16 protein-coding genes and 1 pseudogene are annotated in these 15,885 nt (G+C 53.9%); 3 read left to right on the top strand and 14 right to left on the bottom strand.

Features of this window, described 5'->3' with window-relative positions:
- Positions 1–2: 2 nt before the first annotated feature.
- From AAHF05_RS01575 to dnaB, 5 genes are all read right to left on the bottom strand, one after another.
- Complete coding sequence (locus tag AAHF05_RS01575; RefSeq protein WP_049007732.1) at positions 3–356, bottom strand: MmcQ/YjbR family DNA-binding protein; 354 nt, start codon at positions 354–356, stop codon at positions 3–5.
- A 116-nt stretch (positions 357–472) separates the two neighbouring features.
- On the bottom strand, positions 473–1,186 hold the full coding sequence (gene aphA / locus AAHF05_RS01570) for an acid phosphatase AphA (RefSeq protein WP_129324868.1): 714 nt from the start codon (positions 1,184–1,186) through the stop codon (positions 473–475).
- Positions 1,187–1,360: 174 nt separating this feature from the next.
- Positions 1,361–2,554, bottom strand: a complete 1,194-nt coding sequence (tyrB, locus tag AAHF05_RS01565) for an aromatic amino acid transaminase (RefSeq protein WP_049007733.1) — start codon at positions 2,552–2,554, stop codon at positions 1,361–1,363.
- Positions 2,555–2,673: 119 nt separating this feature from the next.
- Positions 2,674–3,753 carry an alanine racemase gene (alr, locus tag AAHF05_RS01560; RefSeq protein ID WP_028017932.1) on the bottom strand — a complete coding sequence of 360 codons (1,080 nt, stop codon included), beginning with the start codon at positions 3,751–3,753 and terminating at the stop codon, positions 2,674–2,676.
- A 16-nt stretch (positions 3,754–3,769) separates the two neighbouring features.
- On the bottom strand, positions 3,770–5,182 hold the full coding sequence (gene dnaB, locus AAHF05_RS01555; protein WP_025757838.1) for a replicative DNA helicase: 1,413 nt from the start codon (positions 5,180–5,182) through the stop codon (positions 3,770–3,772).
- A gap of 66 nt (positions 5,183–5,248) precedes the next feature.
- Here dnaB and AAHF05_RS01550 point away from each other — a divergent pair, with 66 nt between their 5' ends.
- Positions 5,249–6,232, top strand: a complete 984-nt coding sequence (locus AAHF05_RS01550) for a quinone oxidoreductase (protein WP_028017933.1) — start codon at positions 5,249–5,251, stop codon at positions 6,230–6,232.
- Between the two features lie 184 nt (positions 6,233–6,416).
- Here AAHF05_RS01550 and pspG read toward each other — a convergent pair whose 3' ends face one another.
- From pspG to AAHF05_RS01530, 4 genes are all read right to left on the bottom strand, one after another.
- Entirely contained in the window at positions 6,417–6,659 is a 243-nt protein-coding gene (gene pspG / locus AAHF05_RS01545) for an envelope stress response protein PspG (protein ID WP_129324867.1), read from the bottom strand.
- Positions 6,660–6,795: 136 nt separating this feature from the next.
- A complete protein-coding gene (gene dusA, locus AAHF05_RS01540; protein WP_028017935.1) occupies positions 6,796–7,791 on the bottom strand; it encodes a tRNA dihydrouridine(20/20a) synthase DusA in 996 nt (331 codons plus the stop codon).
- An 81-nt stretch (positions 7,792–7,872) separates the two neighbouring features.
- Positions 7,873–9,120: a conjugal transfer protein TraF gene (locus tag AAHF05_RS01535; RefSeq protein ID WP_129324866.1), complete on the bottom strand. Its 1,248-nt coding sequence runs from the start codon at positions 9,118–9,120 to the stop codon at positions 7,873–7,875.
- 170 nt (positions 9,121–9,290) lie between these two features.
- Positions 9,291–9,779, bottom strand: coding sequence for a cupin domain-containing protein (locus AAHF05_RS01530; RefSeq protein WP_049007735.1), 489 nt, complete (start codon positions 9,777–9,779; stop codon positions 9,291–9,293).
- Between the two features lie 115 nt (positions 9,780–9,894).
- On the opposite strand from AAHF05_RS01530, the gene zur reads away from it, so the two are divergent.
- Positions 9,895–10,407 carry a zinc uptake transcriptional repressor Zur gene (gene zur / locus AAHF05_RS01525; protein WP_028017938.1) on the top strand — a complete coding sequence of 171 codons (513 nt, stop codon included), beginning with the start codon at positions 9,895–9,897 and terminating at the stop codon, positions 10,405–10,407.
- 66 nt (positions 10,408–10,473) lie between these two features.
- Here the strand turns inward: zur and AAHF05_RS01520 are convergent, their stop codons facing one another.
- The 5 genes and pseudogenes from AAHF05_RS01520 to AAHF05_RS01500 form a co-directional block, all read right to left on the bottom strand.
- On the bottom strand, positions 10,474–10,683 hold the full coding sequence (locus AAHF05_RS01520; protein ID WP_028017939.1) for a CsbD family protein: 210 nt from the start codon (positions 10,681–10,683) through the stop codon (positions 10,474–10,476).
- 48 nt (positions 10,684–10,731) lie between these two features.
- Positions 10,732–10,806 (bottom strand): annotated as a pseudogene (locus tag AAHF05_RS01515) (hypothetical protein); the annotation flags it as partial.
- The gene (gene dinF, locus AAHF05_RS01510) at positions 10,803–12,140 is read right to left on the bottom strand and encodes an MATE family efflux transporter DinF (RefSeq protein WP_332618069.1); all 1,338 of its coding nucleotides are present in this window, start codon (positions 12,138–12,140) and stop codon (positions 10,803–10,805) included. The pseudogene AAHF05_RS01515 and the gene dinF, both read right to left, overlap by 4 nt.
- A gap of 63 nt (positions 12,141–12,203) precedes the next feature.
- Positions 12,204–12,812 carry a transcriptional repressor LexA gene (gene lexA, locus AAHF05_RS01505; protein ID WP_025757830.1) on the bottom strand — a complete coding sequence of 203 codons (609 nt, stop codon included), beginning with the start codon at positions 12,810–12,812 and terminating at the stop codon, positions 12,204–12,206.
- A 108-nt stretch (positions 12,813–12,920) separates the two neighbouring features.
- Positions 12,921–13,289 carry a diacylglycerol kinase gene (locus AAHF05_RS01500; RefSeq protein ID WP_028017941.1) on the bottom strand — a complete coding sequence of 123 codons (369 nt, stop codon included), beginning with the start codon at positions 13,287–13,289 and terminating at the stop codon, positions 12,921–12,923.
- 154 nt (positions 13,290–13,443) lie between these two features.
- Between AAHF05_RS01500 and plsB the strand changes: the two genes are divergently transcribed.
- Positions 13,444–15,864 (top strand): glycerol-3-phosphate 1-O-acyltransferase PlsB, encoded by a 2,421-nt coding sequence (gene plsB / locus AAHF05_RS01495; protein ID WP_108089402.1) that lies wholly within the window; start codon positions 13,444–13,446, stop codon positions 15,862–15,864.
- Positions 15,865–15,885: the final 21 nt, after the last annotated feature.

Genomic DNA, 15,885 nt, shown 5'->3' with positions numbered 1-15,885 from the left:
TGTCACACGGAAAGCTGCTGTCGGGTCGTTTCCGGCAGCAGTTCAACCGCCTGCTTGTACGATGCATCCACCAGATAGTAAATTTGCGAGCCCGGCAGAGAACCGTCGAGGTAGACAGTGCTCCAGTGAGCCTTGTTGAGATGCTGGCTCGGTCGGACGTCATGGTGCTGCTGGCGTAATAAATCAGCCAGTTCCGGGCTGGTTTTCAGTGCAGCCGCCGGACGGCCTTCAACCTCTTTCACCATCGCAAACAGCACGTCAGCCACTTTGATCTGCGTGGCTTTCCAGTCGCTGTGAACGCTTTGTTCCGCGCCGGGCTTACTCATGCAGTACTGGAGTATCTCCGAAATTGTCATCTTAGCTCCCCTCTAAATGGGTTGGACACGGCCTGAGTTCCTGCCTCTTTAAGTGTGCAGCAAGACGACAAAAGGTAAACCCGGCAGGCGTGATTTGTACAAAAAATCAGCATACCTCAGTATTCGGAATTAACAATCACCTCTTCACCAAATTTCCCGGCCATCGGCAGTGGTCGATAGGTCGAATTAGAGGCGCGTAACACCCTGATCCCTCTTGCCCCTACATCATGCGCAGCGGTGATATCGTTATCAGAATCGCCATAAAACACTTTGATATTTTTCTGCTCCAGCCACTGCGTTTTGCTGTTCTGACCGGGTTTATCTCCCGCAAAAATGACCGGATTCATGTTGCCGGCAGGGATCAGAAAATCGTCCTGCAAGGTTTTAGATACTGTTTCGGTTTTGGTCTGGCTGCGTCCGGTAACAAAGTAAATGCTGTCGCCGCGCTTAACATGCATGGCAATAAGCGATCGGGCGACCTCTTTCGGGATACTGAACTCATCCCAGCCGTTGTTCATTTTTTCCCAGAACTCCGGGTTTTTCAGATAGTCTTCGCTGTCCGGTGAATATGTTTTCTTACCGCGCCAGAAACCCGGGCTTGAGAACAGGACGGTATCGTCAATATCGAAGCCCACGGCCATTGGCGGACGCCCCATCAGACTATTTTCGATTTGTGCCACAGAGACCCAGTGAACAGGCGCCTGCTCGGCAAGGATGGCGGCGGTGGTTCCGGTGTAAAGCGGTGTCGGTGCGGAGGCTCGCGCAACGACTGCGCTATTAAGCGAGAACAATAAGCAGGCGGCGCTGAGCGCCAGTGTGATCTTGCGCATGTTTTCCCCTGAATATTCAGTTTGTTATCGTTTTATTTTGAGCGAATGGTCAAAAAACTATCCGACCATAACCCCAGCGGGAAGCGAAGGAAAGGAGTTTTTGCTTATGGATCAGCGAAAAAGAAGAAAGATCACATTCTCTCTTCTGAAAGAAGAGAGAATGTGATCACTTACTTACATTACAGCGGCAAAGGCCTGCGCCACGCGCTGAACATTGCTGGCATTCAGCCCCGCCACGCACATACGGCCGCTGGCAATCAGATAGACGCCGAACTCTTCGCGCAGACGATCGACCTGAGCGGCACTCAGCCCGGTATAGCTGAACATCCCGCGCTGCTTGAGCAGATAGTCGAAGTTATGGCCCGGCACGGCCTCTTTCAGGACGTTAACCAGCTCCTGACGCATCGCCAGAATGCGCGTACGCATTGATTCCACTTCAGCAAGCCAGGATGCTTTCAGTTGCGCATCACCAAGAACCGTGGCGACGACCTGCGCACCAAAGTTTGGCGGGCTGGAGTAAATGCGGCGCACCGTCGCCTTCAACTGACCCAGCACGCGGCTGGCGGCTTCGGCATCTTCACACACCACGGACAGACCGCCGACGCGTTCGCCGTACAGAGAGAAGATTTTAGAGAAAGAGTTACTCACCAGCGCCGGCAGACCTGCGCTGGCAACGGCGCGAATGGCGTAAGCATCTTCTTCCATGCCTGCGCCAAAGCCCTGATAGGCAATGTCGAGGAACGGGATCAGATTACGCGCTTTCAGTACCTCAATTACTGCATCCCACTGGTCATTAGTGAGGTCCGCGCCGGTCGGGTTATGGCAACATGGATGCAGCAGCACAATACTGCGCTCCGGCAAGGTGTGCAGTTTTTCCAGTAATGCCTCTACACGCACACCGTTGGTTTCGTTGTCGAACCATGGATAAGTCGCGACCTTAAAACCTGCGCCTTCAAAGATAGCCACGTGGTTTTCCCACGTAGGATCACTGACCCACACCCCGGAATCCGGGAAGTATTTTTTCAGGAAGTCTGCGCCGACTTTCAGCGCCCCCGATCCGCCAAGCGTCTGGATGGTGGCGACACGTTTTTGCGCGAGCACCGGATGATCGGCACCAAACAGCAGCGGCGCGATAGTGTTACGGTAAGTATTTAACCCTTCCATCGGCAGATAAAGCGATGCGCCATGTGGTACAGCGTTAAGGCGTGCTTCAGCTTCGGCAACGGCTTTTAATTGAGGAATAATGCCATCCTCGTTGTAATACAGACCGATGCTGAGGTTCACTTTGTCGCTGCGAGGATCTTCTTTGAAACGCTCCATTAAGGAGAGAATGGGGTCGCCGGCATAGGCGTCAACTTTCTGAAACACGCGATGATTCTCCGGAATTCGATGAGGCAGGAATTTCAACAATAAACCGGATATGGCAGAAGATCGAGGGGATGTTAATAAACGTGGAGTGAGAGTAACACTCTCACTCCAGCTATAAGTTAATCTATGTACTTCATCGCCACCCGCGATGTCAGGCGTGTAATAAGTTCGTAAGCACTCACTTTCGTGATTTCAGCAATGCGTTCAACGGGCAAGCCTTCACCCCACATCACCACTGCGTCACCCGCTTTCTCCTGCGCTTCCGGCCCCAGATCGACGCAAATCATGTCCATCGCCACGCGACCAACAATCTTCACTTCACGGCCATTGACCAACACTGGCGTACCCGACGGTGCGGCACGTGGATAGCCGTCACCATAGCCCATCGCCACAACGCCTAACCGGGTATCACGCTCGCTGATCCAGGTTCCACCGTAGCCTACGGGTTCACCCGCTTTATGCTCACGCACGGCAATCAGGTTAGACACCAATGACATCACCGGCTGGAAGCCAAAATCCGGTCCCCAGGGTTTGTTCTCCAGCGGCGATACGCCGTAAAGAATAATGCCCGGACGCGCCCAGTCGAAGTGGGATTGTGGCCACAGCAAAATACCGCCAGACGCGGCAATAGAGCGCATTCCCGGCTTACCTTCGCAGAAGGTATTAAAGATATCGAGCTGTTGTTCGGTCGCACCACATTCAGGCTCGTCGGCACGAGCAAAGTGACTGACGATGTTCACTGGCTGGCGCACATTTTTGCACTGGCATAAACGCTGATAAAACGCTTGTGCGTTTTCCGGACGGACGCCCAGTCGGTGCATGCCCGTATCGAGCTTCATCCACACGGTTACCGGCTCGCTTAACTCGGCGGTTTCCAGCGCAGCCAGCTGTTCTTCGTTGTGAACGGCGGTGTGCAGGTGCTGATCAGCGATAGTGGGCAAATCAGTGGCTTCGAAAAAGCCTTCCAGCAGTAAAATGGGTTGTGTGATCCCACCCGCGCGCAGGCGGATGGCCTCTTCAAGACGGGCGACGCCAAAGGCGTCGGCATCGGGGAGCGTTCGCGCGGTCTCAAGAAGACCGTGTCCGTAAGCGTTCGCTTTCACGACTGCAACCAGCTTACTGGCGGGAGCCAGTTCACGCAGACGTTGCAGGTTGTGTCGCAGAGCGCGGCGGTTAATGACTACTGTTGCCGCTTGCATTTGAATTCCTTAGAAATTACTCATCATCATATTGAGGACCGGCATAGTTGTCGAAACGCGACCACTGTCCGTTAAAGGTCAAACGTACCGTACCGATTGGGCCGTTACGTTGCTTACCTATAATAATTTCGGCGATCCCTTTCAGGTCGCTGTTCTCGTGATAAACCTCATCACGGTAGATAAACATGATTAAGTCAGCATCCTGCTCGATGGAGCCAGACTCACGCAGGTCGGAGTTGACCGGGCGTTTGTCGGCGCGTTGTTCCAGGGAGCGGTTAAGCTGTGAGAGTGCCACCACGGGCACGTGCAGCTCTTTGGCTAACGCCTTGAGTGAGCGGGAAATCTCTGCAATTTCCAGCGTACGGTTGTCGGAGAGCGACGGGACGCGCATCAGCTGAAGGTAGTCGATCATGATAAGGCCGATACCGCCGTGTTCACGGGCGATACGACGCGCACGGGAGCGGACTTCCGTCGGCGTCAGGCCGGAGGAGTCATCAATATAGATATTCCGTTTTTCCAGCAGAATGCCCATGGTGCCGGAGATCCGCGCCCAATCTTCGTCATCCAGCTGACCGGTACGAATGCGGGTCTGATCCACGCGCGAGAGTGACGCCAGGGAACGCATCATAATCTGCTCGGAGGGCATCTCAAGACTGAAAATCAGCACCGGCTTATCCTGCAACATCGCCGCATTTTCGACGAGGTTCATCGCAAATGTCGTTTTACCCATCGACGGACGCGCCGCGACGATAATCAGATCCGACGGCTGCAGGCCAGCGGTTTTCTTATTGAGATCGTCATAACCGGTGTTCACACCGGTCACACCGTCATGTGGCTGCTGGAACAGTTGTTCGATACGGGCGACGGTGGCGTCGAGCACATCAGCAATGTTTTTCGGGCCTTCATCTTTATTTGCACGGCTTTCCGCGATTTTAAAGACCCGGGATTCGGCGAGATCGAGCAGATCTTCACTGGTGCGACCCTGCGGATCAAAACCAGCCTCGGCGATCTCATTCGCCACCGAGATCATCTCACGAACTACAGCACGTTCACGCACGATATCGGCGTATGCACTGATATTCGCCGCACTTGGTGTATTTTTCGATAATTCTGCCAGGTAGGCAAACCCACCGACGCTGTCCAGTTGTCCCTGTCGCTCCAGCGATTCCGCAAGTGTGATCAGGTCAATCGGGCTGCCCGACTCCTGCAGACGCGCCATTTCGGTAAAGATATGACGATGCGGTCGGGTGTAGAAATCCTCAGACACCACGCGCTCAGCGACGTCGTCCCAGCGTTCGTTATCCAGCATTAAACCGCCCAACACCGACTGTTCCGCTTCAATCGAGTGCGGCGGGACTTTTAAGCCTGCGACCTGGTAATCACGCTCGCGAGGTTCAGTCTGTTTGTTGAAGGGTTTGTTTCCTGCCATAGTGAATGGAGTTACCGAGATAAAGAGTGGGTCGAAAGATTACCATATTTTTCTTACGGAGGGAGCATGGCAACGCGCATTGAATTCCAGAAACACGGTGGGCCAGAAGTGCTGAAAGCGGTGGAATTTACCCCAGTAGCACCAGGCGAAAACGAAGTTCAGGTTGAAAACAAGGCCATAGGTATCAACTACATTGATACCTATATTCGCGGAGGCCTCTACCCGCCTCCGTCACTGCCGAGCGGTCTGGGTACCGAAGCGGCAGGAGTGGTTATCAAAACTGGCCGCGCCGTTAAGCACCTTAAAGAGGGCGATCGCGTGGTGTACGCCCAATCTGCTCTGGGGGCATACAGTTCCGTCCACAACGTCCCGGCGGATAAAGCCGCCCTGCTGCCCAACGCCATCTCCTTTGAGCAAGCTGCAGCCTCATTTCTGAAAGGGCTTACGGTCTATTACCTGCTGCGTAAAACCTACGAAATTAAACCTGACGAGCAGTTCCTGTTCCATGCTGCTGCGGGTGGTGTGGGGCTGATCGCGTGTCAGTGGGCAAAAGCGCTGGGGGCGAAACTGATCGGTACCGTGGGCAACGCGCAAAAAGCGCAGCGCGCATTGCAGGCGGGAGCCTGGCAGGTAATTAACTATCGTGAAGAGAACATCGTCGAGCGGCTGAAAGAAATCACCAACGGCAAAAAAGTGCGGGTGGTGTATGACTCGGTGGGGAAAGACACCTGGGAAGCGTCTCTCGATTGCCTGCAGCGCCGCGGGCTAATGGTGAGTTTCGGGAATGCATCAGGCGCTGTGACCGGGGTTAACCTTGGTATTCTGAACCAGAAAGGCTCACTGTATGTGACTCGCCCTTCGCTGCAAGGTTACATCACTAACCGGGAAGAGCTTGAGGAAGCCAGTAACGAGCTGTTCTCGCTGATCGCCAGTGGGGTGATTAAAGTGGATGTGGCAGATGCGCAGAAATATCCGCTTGCCGATGCACAGCGCGCGCATGAGGTACTTGAGAGCAGGGTGACGGAGGGTTCAAGTCTGTTAATTCCCTGAATCCAGAAAAGAAATTGGGCTTCCCTGAGGAAGCCCTTTCTTTTTTTAGTTCGGCTGTATGTAGGGTACAGCTCGATGAATTCTTTAGCGGCAGTCATAGTGACAGATTCGATAAGTAAATCCTATTCTGTTCTAAGCAATGCCACCAGAAAAGTTACAAGTATGTGACGAACCCCTCAATACCTTAGTAACGAAAGCGGTTATTGCGCTGATAAGTGGACACTTTTGGCGTTTTGATCGCCCGTATCACCCACACCACCACAATAGCCAGCAGCAGCCACGGCAACAGCTTGATCGTCAGGGCAAATAATCCACCGATAAACATCACCACCGTGGCGACAACGATAGCGGCCAGAATGCCGGGCAGCGAAACGCCCGTGGCTAATAGCATGACGAAAAAGCCAATCACAAAAAGTAGTTCCAGCATGTTTCTCTCCCACGCGCTCCTGAGTAATGCAGTAACCATTACAAAAAGCATGCCAAAACTAACCCATTGTTCTAAAAGCAAAACGCCCCGCAAAGATTTGCAGGGCGTGGTGAATTTGACGATCTTTTAGCGAAATTTATCGCTTATCAGCCACCAGTCTCAGCGCATGTTCCAGCACCTCGATGTCGGCACCGGCTTTATGCGCGTTCTCGCTCAGGTAACGTCGCCACTGACGCGCTCCCGGAATACCCTGGAAAAGGCCAAGCATGTGGCGGGTGATATGGCCAAGATATGTGCCGTTGCTCAGCTCGCGTTCGATGTACGGATACATGGCACGAACCACCGCAACCGGATCGGTATCTGCACCTTCTACACCGTAGATTTCGCGATCGACCGTCGCCAGAATGCCCGGGTTCTGATACGCCTCGCGCCCGACCATCACGCCATCCATATGTTCCAGATGCGCTTTGGCCTCTTCCAGCGACTTGATGCCACCGTTGATTGACATCGTCAGGTGCGGGAAGTCACGCTTCAGCTGATACACGCGCGGGTAGTCCAGCGGCGGGATCTCACGGTTCTCTTTCGGGCTGAGGCCAGAGAGCCAGGCTTTTCGCGCGTGGATGATAAACATCTCGCACTCACCTTTCCCGGATACCGTATTGATAAAGTCGCACAGGAATTCGTAGCTGTCCTGGTCGTCAATGCCGATACGGGTTTTGACCGTGACCGGAATGGAGACGACATCGCGCATCGCCTTAATGCAGTCCGCCACCAGCTGTGCGTTCCCCATCAGGCACGCGCCAAACATACCGTTTTGCACGCGGTCAGACGGGCAGCCAACGTTGAGGTTGATCTCGTCGTAGCCACGCGCTTCTGCCAGCTTCGCGCACTGCGCCAGCGCGGCCGGATCGCTGCCGCCAAGCTGCAGGGCAACCGGGTGCTCCTCTTCGCTGTAAGCCAGATAGTCTCCTTTACCGTGAATAATCGCACCGGTGGTCACCATTTCGGTGTACAGCAGCGTATGGCGGGAGAGCTGACGCAGGAAGTAGCGGCAGTGTCTGTCCGTCCAGTCGAGCATTGGCGCAATGGAGAAACGGTGTGCAGGGAAAGCAGTCTGTAATTCTGACGACATGGCGAAGTTTTAAGCATCTGGTGAAAAGGGGCGCTACTATAGCACAAAGAAAAGCCGGAGGCGCAGCGCCTCCGGTGGACTTTAGAACGTCATGCTCAGTTGCGCCCCCGCACCCCAGGTTTCGTCTTCACCATACAGACCCATCAGGTCGATATGAACCGTGTTAAGCGGTGCAAAGCCCACACCTGCGGTAAAGACATTGCTGTCATTGTCTTTCACATCAGCACGATAACCTGCGCGAACCGCCAGCCAGCTCAATGGCGTCACTTCCGCACCCACGCCAACATATTGGGAGTTCTCTTCGCTTTTAAAACCTTTGGTTTCGGTCAGGTCACCATCCGCCGTCAGTGTCAGGAGATCGGTATGCCAGGCCGCACCCGCCGTAACGACAGGGCTGATTTGGTAAGTATCGCGCACGCCATCCACCTCTTTGGTGTCGATATCACGCGAGAACAGGTTTTTACCGGTCAAACCCACCGTCCAGTTTTCGCCGAAATCAGCAGCAAGGCCGGCATCAACGTTAAACCCAGTATCGTCGTTGCGATAGCGACTGCTGTTGATATCACCACTGTCAAAGTTGTAGATCGAGACCGTGTAGTTGTAGAGCCAGGTCTGTTGCAGCTTAGGAGTGATACCCACGGAAACAGGCACACCGCTGATATCAAACTGACGCGCCACTGCAACGCCATAGTCTGAAACGATTGCCGCACGACCAAAACCTTTTGACTTCAAATCATTCGGATTAATGCGAAGCGCTGCAGCAGGAACATCTTCTACCAGGCGTAACTTTTCAATATCGCCCTGATCGATGTAAGAACTCACGCGCGCGCGCGCATTCGCTTTTGCGACGAATGCTACGGATAACACGTCATTAGGAATACTTACAGCGATCCCACCTCCCGCTTTACCGCTGGCGGTTTTCCCTTTCAGTGAATCCAGTTGATCGGCAAGGTCGCCTGCGGCGGCAGAGACCTGCCGCGATGCAGCACTGGAAGGATTAAGGAGATCGATAAGATTGATATTATCCAGGGTACTGCGATAGGCGCTGACATCATCACTGATGTCATCAATCTTATCGCGCAGGTTGTCTTTATCTGAAATTTGCGCACCGATAGAGGGCAGGATCACTGTAATACCATCGTCAGGTTTCGCCTTTGCAAGCAACGCCGGGTTGATTAACACCCCGTTGCCATAGCTCCCAGCCGCGACCCCCGTCCCCCCCATCGCATCGCTACGTGCTTCTGTCCAGGTATTGGCTGCTCCGGCCTGATTTGCCATAAACATGGAGACGGCGATGCTAACCACCGAAAATTTAAAATGTTTTTTCACAGTATGCTCGTCTTATAGTCTGTTATGAAATAACCCCTGTCTGTTATCACCCAAACAGGTACGAACTATTGCTGTGAATAAGTACAAAAAGACCCGCTATTTCCCTAAGTTAAATTCTAACCAGACCTGTTGTAATTTGTGACGGTCCTCAATATTTATAGAAGAGGAAATTATTTTTTCCCAGGTTTTCCATCATGCGGCCCGAAAAACTGGGGCGGGTGATCGACCCAGCGATCTTCTCGCGTGGCGGCATACACTGGGTTGAGCGGATAGTAGATGCGGTTGTGCTTCTTGTTGGCTTCGCCAACTACCAGGAGTCGAACCTCTTCGTCCGTGTTGTTGATAAAGGTGTGGCAGACGCCGGTTCCGGCGGGAAACCCTACGCTATCGCCGGGTTCAAGCTTCCACAAATAGCCATTAATCCAGGCTTCAGGATATCCTTCAAGCACGTAAATGAACTCTTCTTCGTCGCTTTCCGCATGGGGATAGGATGTCCGACGTCCGGGGGGTAAACGCTCATGATGGATACCAATACGCCCTAGCCCGAGCTTGCGAGCCAGCGGCGCACCGATGGAAAAACGCTCGTCGCTGTCGGGATAGGTTGAGTTATCAGCGCCTTCCACGTCGCGCCAGTGTCGAATACAGTCAGGTCTTTTCATTGTTCGTTTCCCGGTTTGCAATGCGTCAGGTATAGCACAGACAGGCGGATCTCGGTGTTTTTACCAGAACATGATAAAGTGAGGGTTTTCCGTCCTATAACATCCGGGGTGCTAAATGGATAAGTCCACAAAAGAGCTGTTAGCGCAGGCCGAAAAGCTCTGCGCGCAACGCAATGTGCGCCTGACTCCGCAGCGCCTTGAGGTATTACGCCTGATGAGCCTGCAACAGGGAGCCATCAGCGCGTACGATCTGCTCGACCTGCTCCGCGAAAGCGAGCCGCAGGCCAAACCGCCTACGGTGTATCGCGCGCTCGATTTTCTGCTGGAACAAGGGTTCGTGCATAAGGTTGAATCCACAAACAGCTATGTGCTGTGCCACCTGTTTGACCAGCCAACCCATACATCAGCCATGTTTATCTGCGACCGCTGCGGCGTGGTAAAAGAAGAAGGGGCTGAAGGTGTTGAAGACATTATGCATACGCTGGCGGCCAAAATGGGCTTTGCCTTGCGTCATAATGTTATTGAAGCACATGGGCTGTGTTCTGCCTGTGTCGAGGTGGAATCATGCAGCCATCACGATAAGTGCCAGCACGACCACACAATCGTTGTGAAGAAAAAACCTCGCTAGCAATGAAAAAGGCGGCTCATGGCCGCCCTAAAGGTGTACTTCCTTGTACTTTCGGGTATAACCCGGTTACCAGCGGTAGTCGTTGCGTTTTTCCCAGTCGCCAACTTCCTTTTCCGCCTGGTCTTTTGCGTAGCCGTAGCGTTCCTGGATTTTACCGACAAGCTGATCGCGTTTACCTTCAATGACGGTCATATCGTCATCTGTCAGCTTCCCCCACTGCTCTTTCGCTTTACCTTTGAACTGCTTCCAGTTGCCGCTGATTTCGTCTTTATTCATCATCGTGTCCTCTTGTTAAGCGTCGGGTCGCAACGTCCGTTACGTTCTTTTCTGCTGGACGTGATAATAATTGTAGTTAAGGATTCTGCAGCTATTTTGATATTCGGAATCTTTAACCGTCACGATATATCGTGATGGGAAGGAAACCAGGTATTATTTCGCCAGTGACGGCGCCAGATAAAGGCCAGAGACAGGCCCCGCAACGAGAGGAAAACGGCCAACGCCAGCCACAAACCATGATTGCCAAGCCAGGGAAGCGTCAGCAGCGTCAGACCAAACCCTGCAGCTGCCACCGCCATACTGTTACGCATTTCGGCTCCGCGCGTAGCCCCAATGAACATGCCGTCCAGCAGATAACACCAGACACCGACCACCGGTAAGATCACCTGCCAGATGAGATAGTGGCTCGCCAGTTCACGCAGTGTGGGAAGTGAGGTGAGTAATGCAATGATCTGCTCGCCAAAAACGGCATAAACCAGCGCAAATGCCAGTGCCACCAGCCCTGACTGACGACAGGCTGCCCGCCAGACATCCTGAAGCTGCCCGCTTTCGCGCGCGCCGTACGCCTGCCCGGAATGTGCTTCCACAGCATAGGCAAAACCGTCCAGCGCGTAGGCGGTAAAGGTCAGCAGCGTCATCAATACGGCATTGACCGCGACGATGTCTGGCCCCAGCCGAGCCCCGAAAACCGTCAGCGCGCCAAAACAGAGCTGAAGGAGAAGTGAGCGCAGCATGATGTCACGGTTGAGTGCCAGCAGCTTACGGATATTGCCGCGCCATGCGGTTTTGAGTAGCGCAAGAGAGATCCCGCGCATCGCCAGCACGCGCCAGACCATCCACATACCGATGATAAAAGTCCCGTATTCGGCAATTGCCGTCGCCAGTGCAGCCCCCTGCACGTTCATATGCAGACCCATTACCAGCCAGACATCAAGCACAATGTTGAGAAGGTTTCCCACCACCAGCAAAATGACGGGCGCGCGGGCATACTGCACGCCCAGTAACCACCCCAGCAGAACCAGGTTAGCCAGTGATGCCGGCGCACTGAGCCAGCGAATTTCCAGGAAACGTTTCGCCTGCTCCAGCACCGCCTCGTTACCGCCAACGATGTGAAGCGCGAGGTCAATCAGGGGCGAGCGCAATACAACGATTAATACTCCCGCACCAAGCGCCAGAATGAGCGGCTGCACCAGCGCGCGGGCCAGGCGCAGCGGATCTCTGGCACCATACGCCTGTGCCGTGAGCCCGGTGGTACTCATGCGCAAAAAGAGCAGCAGCATAAACAGGAAGCTGGTTGCCGTCGCGCCAATCGCCACGCCGCCAAGATAAACAGGTGAATCCAGATGACCAATAACAGCAGTATCGACCAGACCCAGCAAGGGCACGGTAATATTGGAGAAAATCATCGGCAGTGCAAGACGCCACAATGCCTTATCTGATGCCGTCAGCAGTGACATGAAAAATACCGGGAGAGGTAAAGGAAGCAGGCTACAGCAACGCCGTAGCCTGTCAGGAAGAGATTACAGCCATTCGCCGTTGCGAATCACCCCTACTGCCAGCCCTTCGATAGAGAAGTTCTGTTCGCGAAGATCCACCACAATCGGGGAGAATTCGCTGTTTTCAGGCAGCAGCTGTACGGTATTACCCTGTTTTTTCAGACGCTTAACGGTCACTTCGTCATCAATACGCGCGACCACAACCTGGCCGTTTCGCACATCCTGCGTTTTGTGAACCGCAAGCAGATCACCGTCAAGAATACCGATGTCTTTCATCGACATGCCGCTTACGCGCAGCAGGAAATCAGCGCTCGGTTTAAACATCCCCGGATCGACCTGGTAGTGGCCTTCAATATGCTGCTGTGCCAGTAAAGGCTCACCGGCAGCAACACGCCCCACCAGCGGAATGCCCGTCTCTTCTTCCACCAGCAGGCGGATACCGCGTGACGCGCCCGAAACAATCTCAATCACGCCCTTACGCGCCAGCGCTTTCAGGTGTTCTTCGGCAGCATTCGGAGAACGGAAGCCCAGACGCTGAGCGATTTCCGCACGCGTGGGTGGCATACCCGTCTGGCCGATATGATCCCGGATGAGATCAAACACCTCTTGCTGCCTGGTCGTTAACGCTTTCATTCCGCCCCCTGGGTGTATATACAGTTATGCTGTGAGTATATACAGTCAAAGGCGATTTTGGAACCAAAAACTGCACAAAAAACCAGGGACTTAATTATTCCTCGAGGCTCATCGGAAATGTGACCAAAGCAGCGTGACCCAGGTAATGACCGCAGTAATAATCGCCAGCAACACGGCAGCGGAACCCATGTCTTTTGCCCGGCCAGAGAGCTCGTGGAAATCTGAGCCAATCCGGTCAACAACGGCCTCAATAGCGCTATTGAGAATTTCCACTATCATCACCAACAGTACGGAGCCGATCAGAAGAACGCGTGTTATTGCATCAATATCAAGGAAGCAGGCGATAATCACCGCGATGATAGCGGCGACGCCCTCCTGGCGAAAGGCGGCTTCATTGATCCACGCGGCACGGAAACCTTTCCAGGAATAGCCGGCGGCTTTGATGATTCGGGTTAACCCAGTGGTATTATTGGCCATTAAAAGAACCTTTTATTGGAAATAGCGTCAGTAACTAGAGTGGCAGCGCGTTTCGCTGCCGCCTGAAGTATGACGGGTAACAACAGAAATTTTGCGCGCTTTCTGTTATCCTTGCGCCGCAATTGCATTATTAACCAGAGGCTTTACATCGTTTATGTCCGGCTGGCCACGAATTTACTACAAATTACTTAATTTACCATTAAGCATCCTGGTAAAAAGCAAGTCTATCCCAGCAGAACCCGCGCTGGAATTAGGGCTCGATACGTCGCGCCCCATTATGTACGTTTTGCCTTATAACTCGAAGGCAGACTTACTGACGCTTCGCGCCCAGTGCCTGGCGCATGACTTACCTGACCCGCTTGAACCGCTAGAAGTTGACGGAACTCTGCTGCCGCGCTACGTGTTCATTCACGGTGGACCGCGCGTGTTTACCTATTACACGCCAAAAGAAGAGTCCATCAAGCTGTTCCATGACTATCTCGACCTGCACCGCAGCAATCCTGATCTGGATGTGCAGATGGTGCCAGTTTCGGTGATGTTTGGTCGTCGCCCGGGTCGTGAAAAAGGTGAAGAGAATCCACCGCTGCGCATGCTTAACGGCATCCAGAAGTTCTTCGCGGTCTCCTGGCTGGGACGCGACAGCTTTGTGCGTTTCTCCCCTTCCGTTTCGCTGCGTCGAATGGCGGACGAGCATGGCACCGACAAGATCATCGCGCAAAAACTGGCGCGCGTAGCGCGTATGCACTTCGCCCGTCAGCGCCTCGCTGCCGTTGGGCCGCGTCTCCCGGCGCGTCAGGATCTGTTCAACAAGCTGTTGGCCTCCAAAGCGATTGCCCGTGCCGTCGAAGACGAAGCACGCAGCAAGAAGATTTCACATGAGAAAGCCCAGCAGAACGCCATTGCACTGATGGAAGAGATTGCAGCGAACTTCTCTTACGAGATGATTCGTCTGTCCGATCGTATTCTCAGCTTTACCTGGAACCGTCTCTATCAGGGCATCAACGTCCATAACGCCGAGCGTGTACGCCAACTGGCGCATGATGGCCATGAAATTGTCTATGTCCCCTGCCACCGCAGCCACATGGACTACCTGCTTCTCTCCTATGTGCTTTATCACCAGGGGCTGGTACCGCCGCATATCGCGGCCGGTATTAACCTGAATTTCTGGCCAGCTGGCCCGATTTTCCGTCGACTGGGCGCCTTCTTTATTCGCCGTACCTTCAAGGGCAATAAGCTCTACTCCACGGTGTTCCGCGAGTATCTGGGTGAGTTGTTCAGCCGCGGATATTCCGTTGAGTACTTCGTGGAAGGTGGTCGCTCCCGTACCGGCCGTCTGCTCGATCCGAAGACCGGCACGCTGTCCATGACCATTCAGGCCATGCTGCGCGGAGGAACTCGTCCAATCACGCTGGTGCCAATCTACATCGGCTACGAGCACGTAATGGAGGTGGGGACTTACGCTAAAGAGCTGCGTGGCGCGACTAAAGAGAAAGAGAGCCTGCCGCAAATGCTGCGCGGTTTGAGCAAGCTACGTAATCTCGGACAGGGCTACGTGAACTTTGGCGAGCCGATGCCGCTGATGACGTATCTGAACCATCACGTTCCGGAGTGGCGCGAGTCTATCGACCCTATCGAAGCGGTTCGTCCGGCCTGGCTGACGCCAACGGTCAACGGCATCGCGTCTGAGCTGATGGTGCGCATTAACAATGCTGGTGCGGCTAACGCTATGAACCTGTGTTGTACGGCGCTTCTGGCGTCTCGCCAGCGTTCACTGACTCGCGAACAGCTGACAGAGCAGCTCGATTGTTATCTCGATATGATGCGCAACGTCCCGTACTCGGTTGACTCGACGGTACCTTCTGCGAGCGCCAGTGAGCTTATCGATCACGCTTTGCAGATGAACAAGTTCGAAGTCGAAAAGGACACGATCGGCGACATCATCATTCTGCCGCGCGAGCAGGCCGTGCTGATGACGTACTATCGCAACAATATCGCCCATATGCTGATGCTGCCGTCACTCATGGCAGCTATCATCACCCAGCATCGTCGCATTTCACGTCAGGAGCTATTGCGTCACGTTGACACGCTCTACCCGATGCTGAAAGCGGAGCTGTTCCTGCGCTGGAGCAAGGATGAACTGGCTGGCGAGCTGGATAAACTGACGGAAGAACTGCGTCGTCAGGGGCTGATCACCGTTGTGAACGACGAGCTGCATATCAATCCGTCACGTTCCCGTACCCTGCAACTGCTGGCGGCCGGTGCGCGTGAAACGCTGCAGCGTTATGCCATTACATTCTGGTTGCTCAGTGCGAACCCGTCGATCAACCGTGGAACGCTGGAGAAAGAGAGCCGGACGCTGGCCCAGCGACTGTCTGTATTGCACGGTATTAACGCTCCTGAATTCTTCGACAAAGCGGTCTTCAGTTCACTGGTTCTGACGCTGCGTGATGAAGGCTTTATCAGTGATACTGGCGATGCCGAGCCGGAAGAAACGCTGAAGGTCTATCAGATGCTGGCTGAACTGATTACGTCTGATGTGCGTCTGACGATTGAGAGTTCAACGCAGGGCGAATGACAATAAAAAGCCGGGCGGAGT

It is taken from the genome of Enterobacter adelaidei, from assembly GCF_041937165.1.
Classification (GTDB): Bacteria; Pseudomonadota; Gammaproteobacteria; order Enterobacterales; family Enterobacteriaceae; genus Enterobacter; species Enterobacter adelaidei.
Note: the sequence above shows the minus strand (reverse complement) of the source record. Positions and strands in the feature narration are given on the sequence as shown.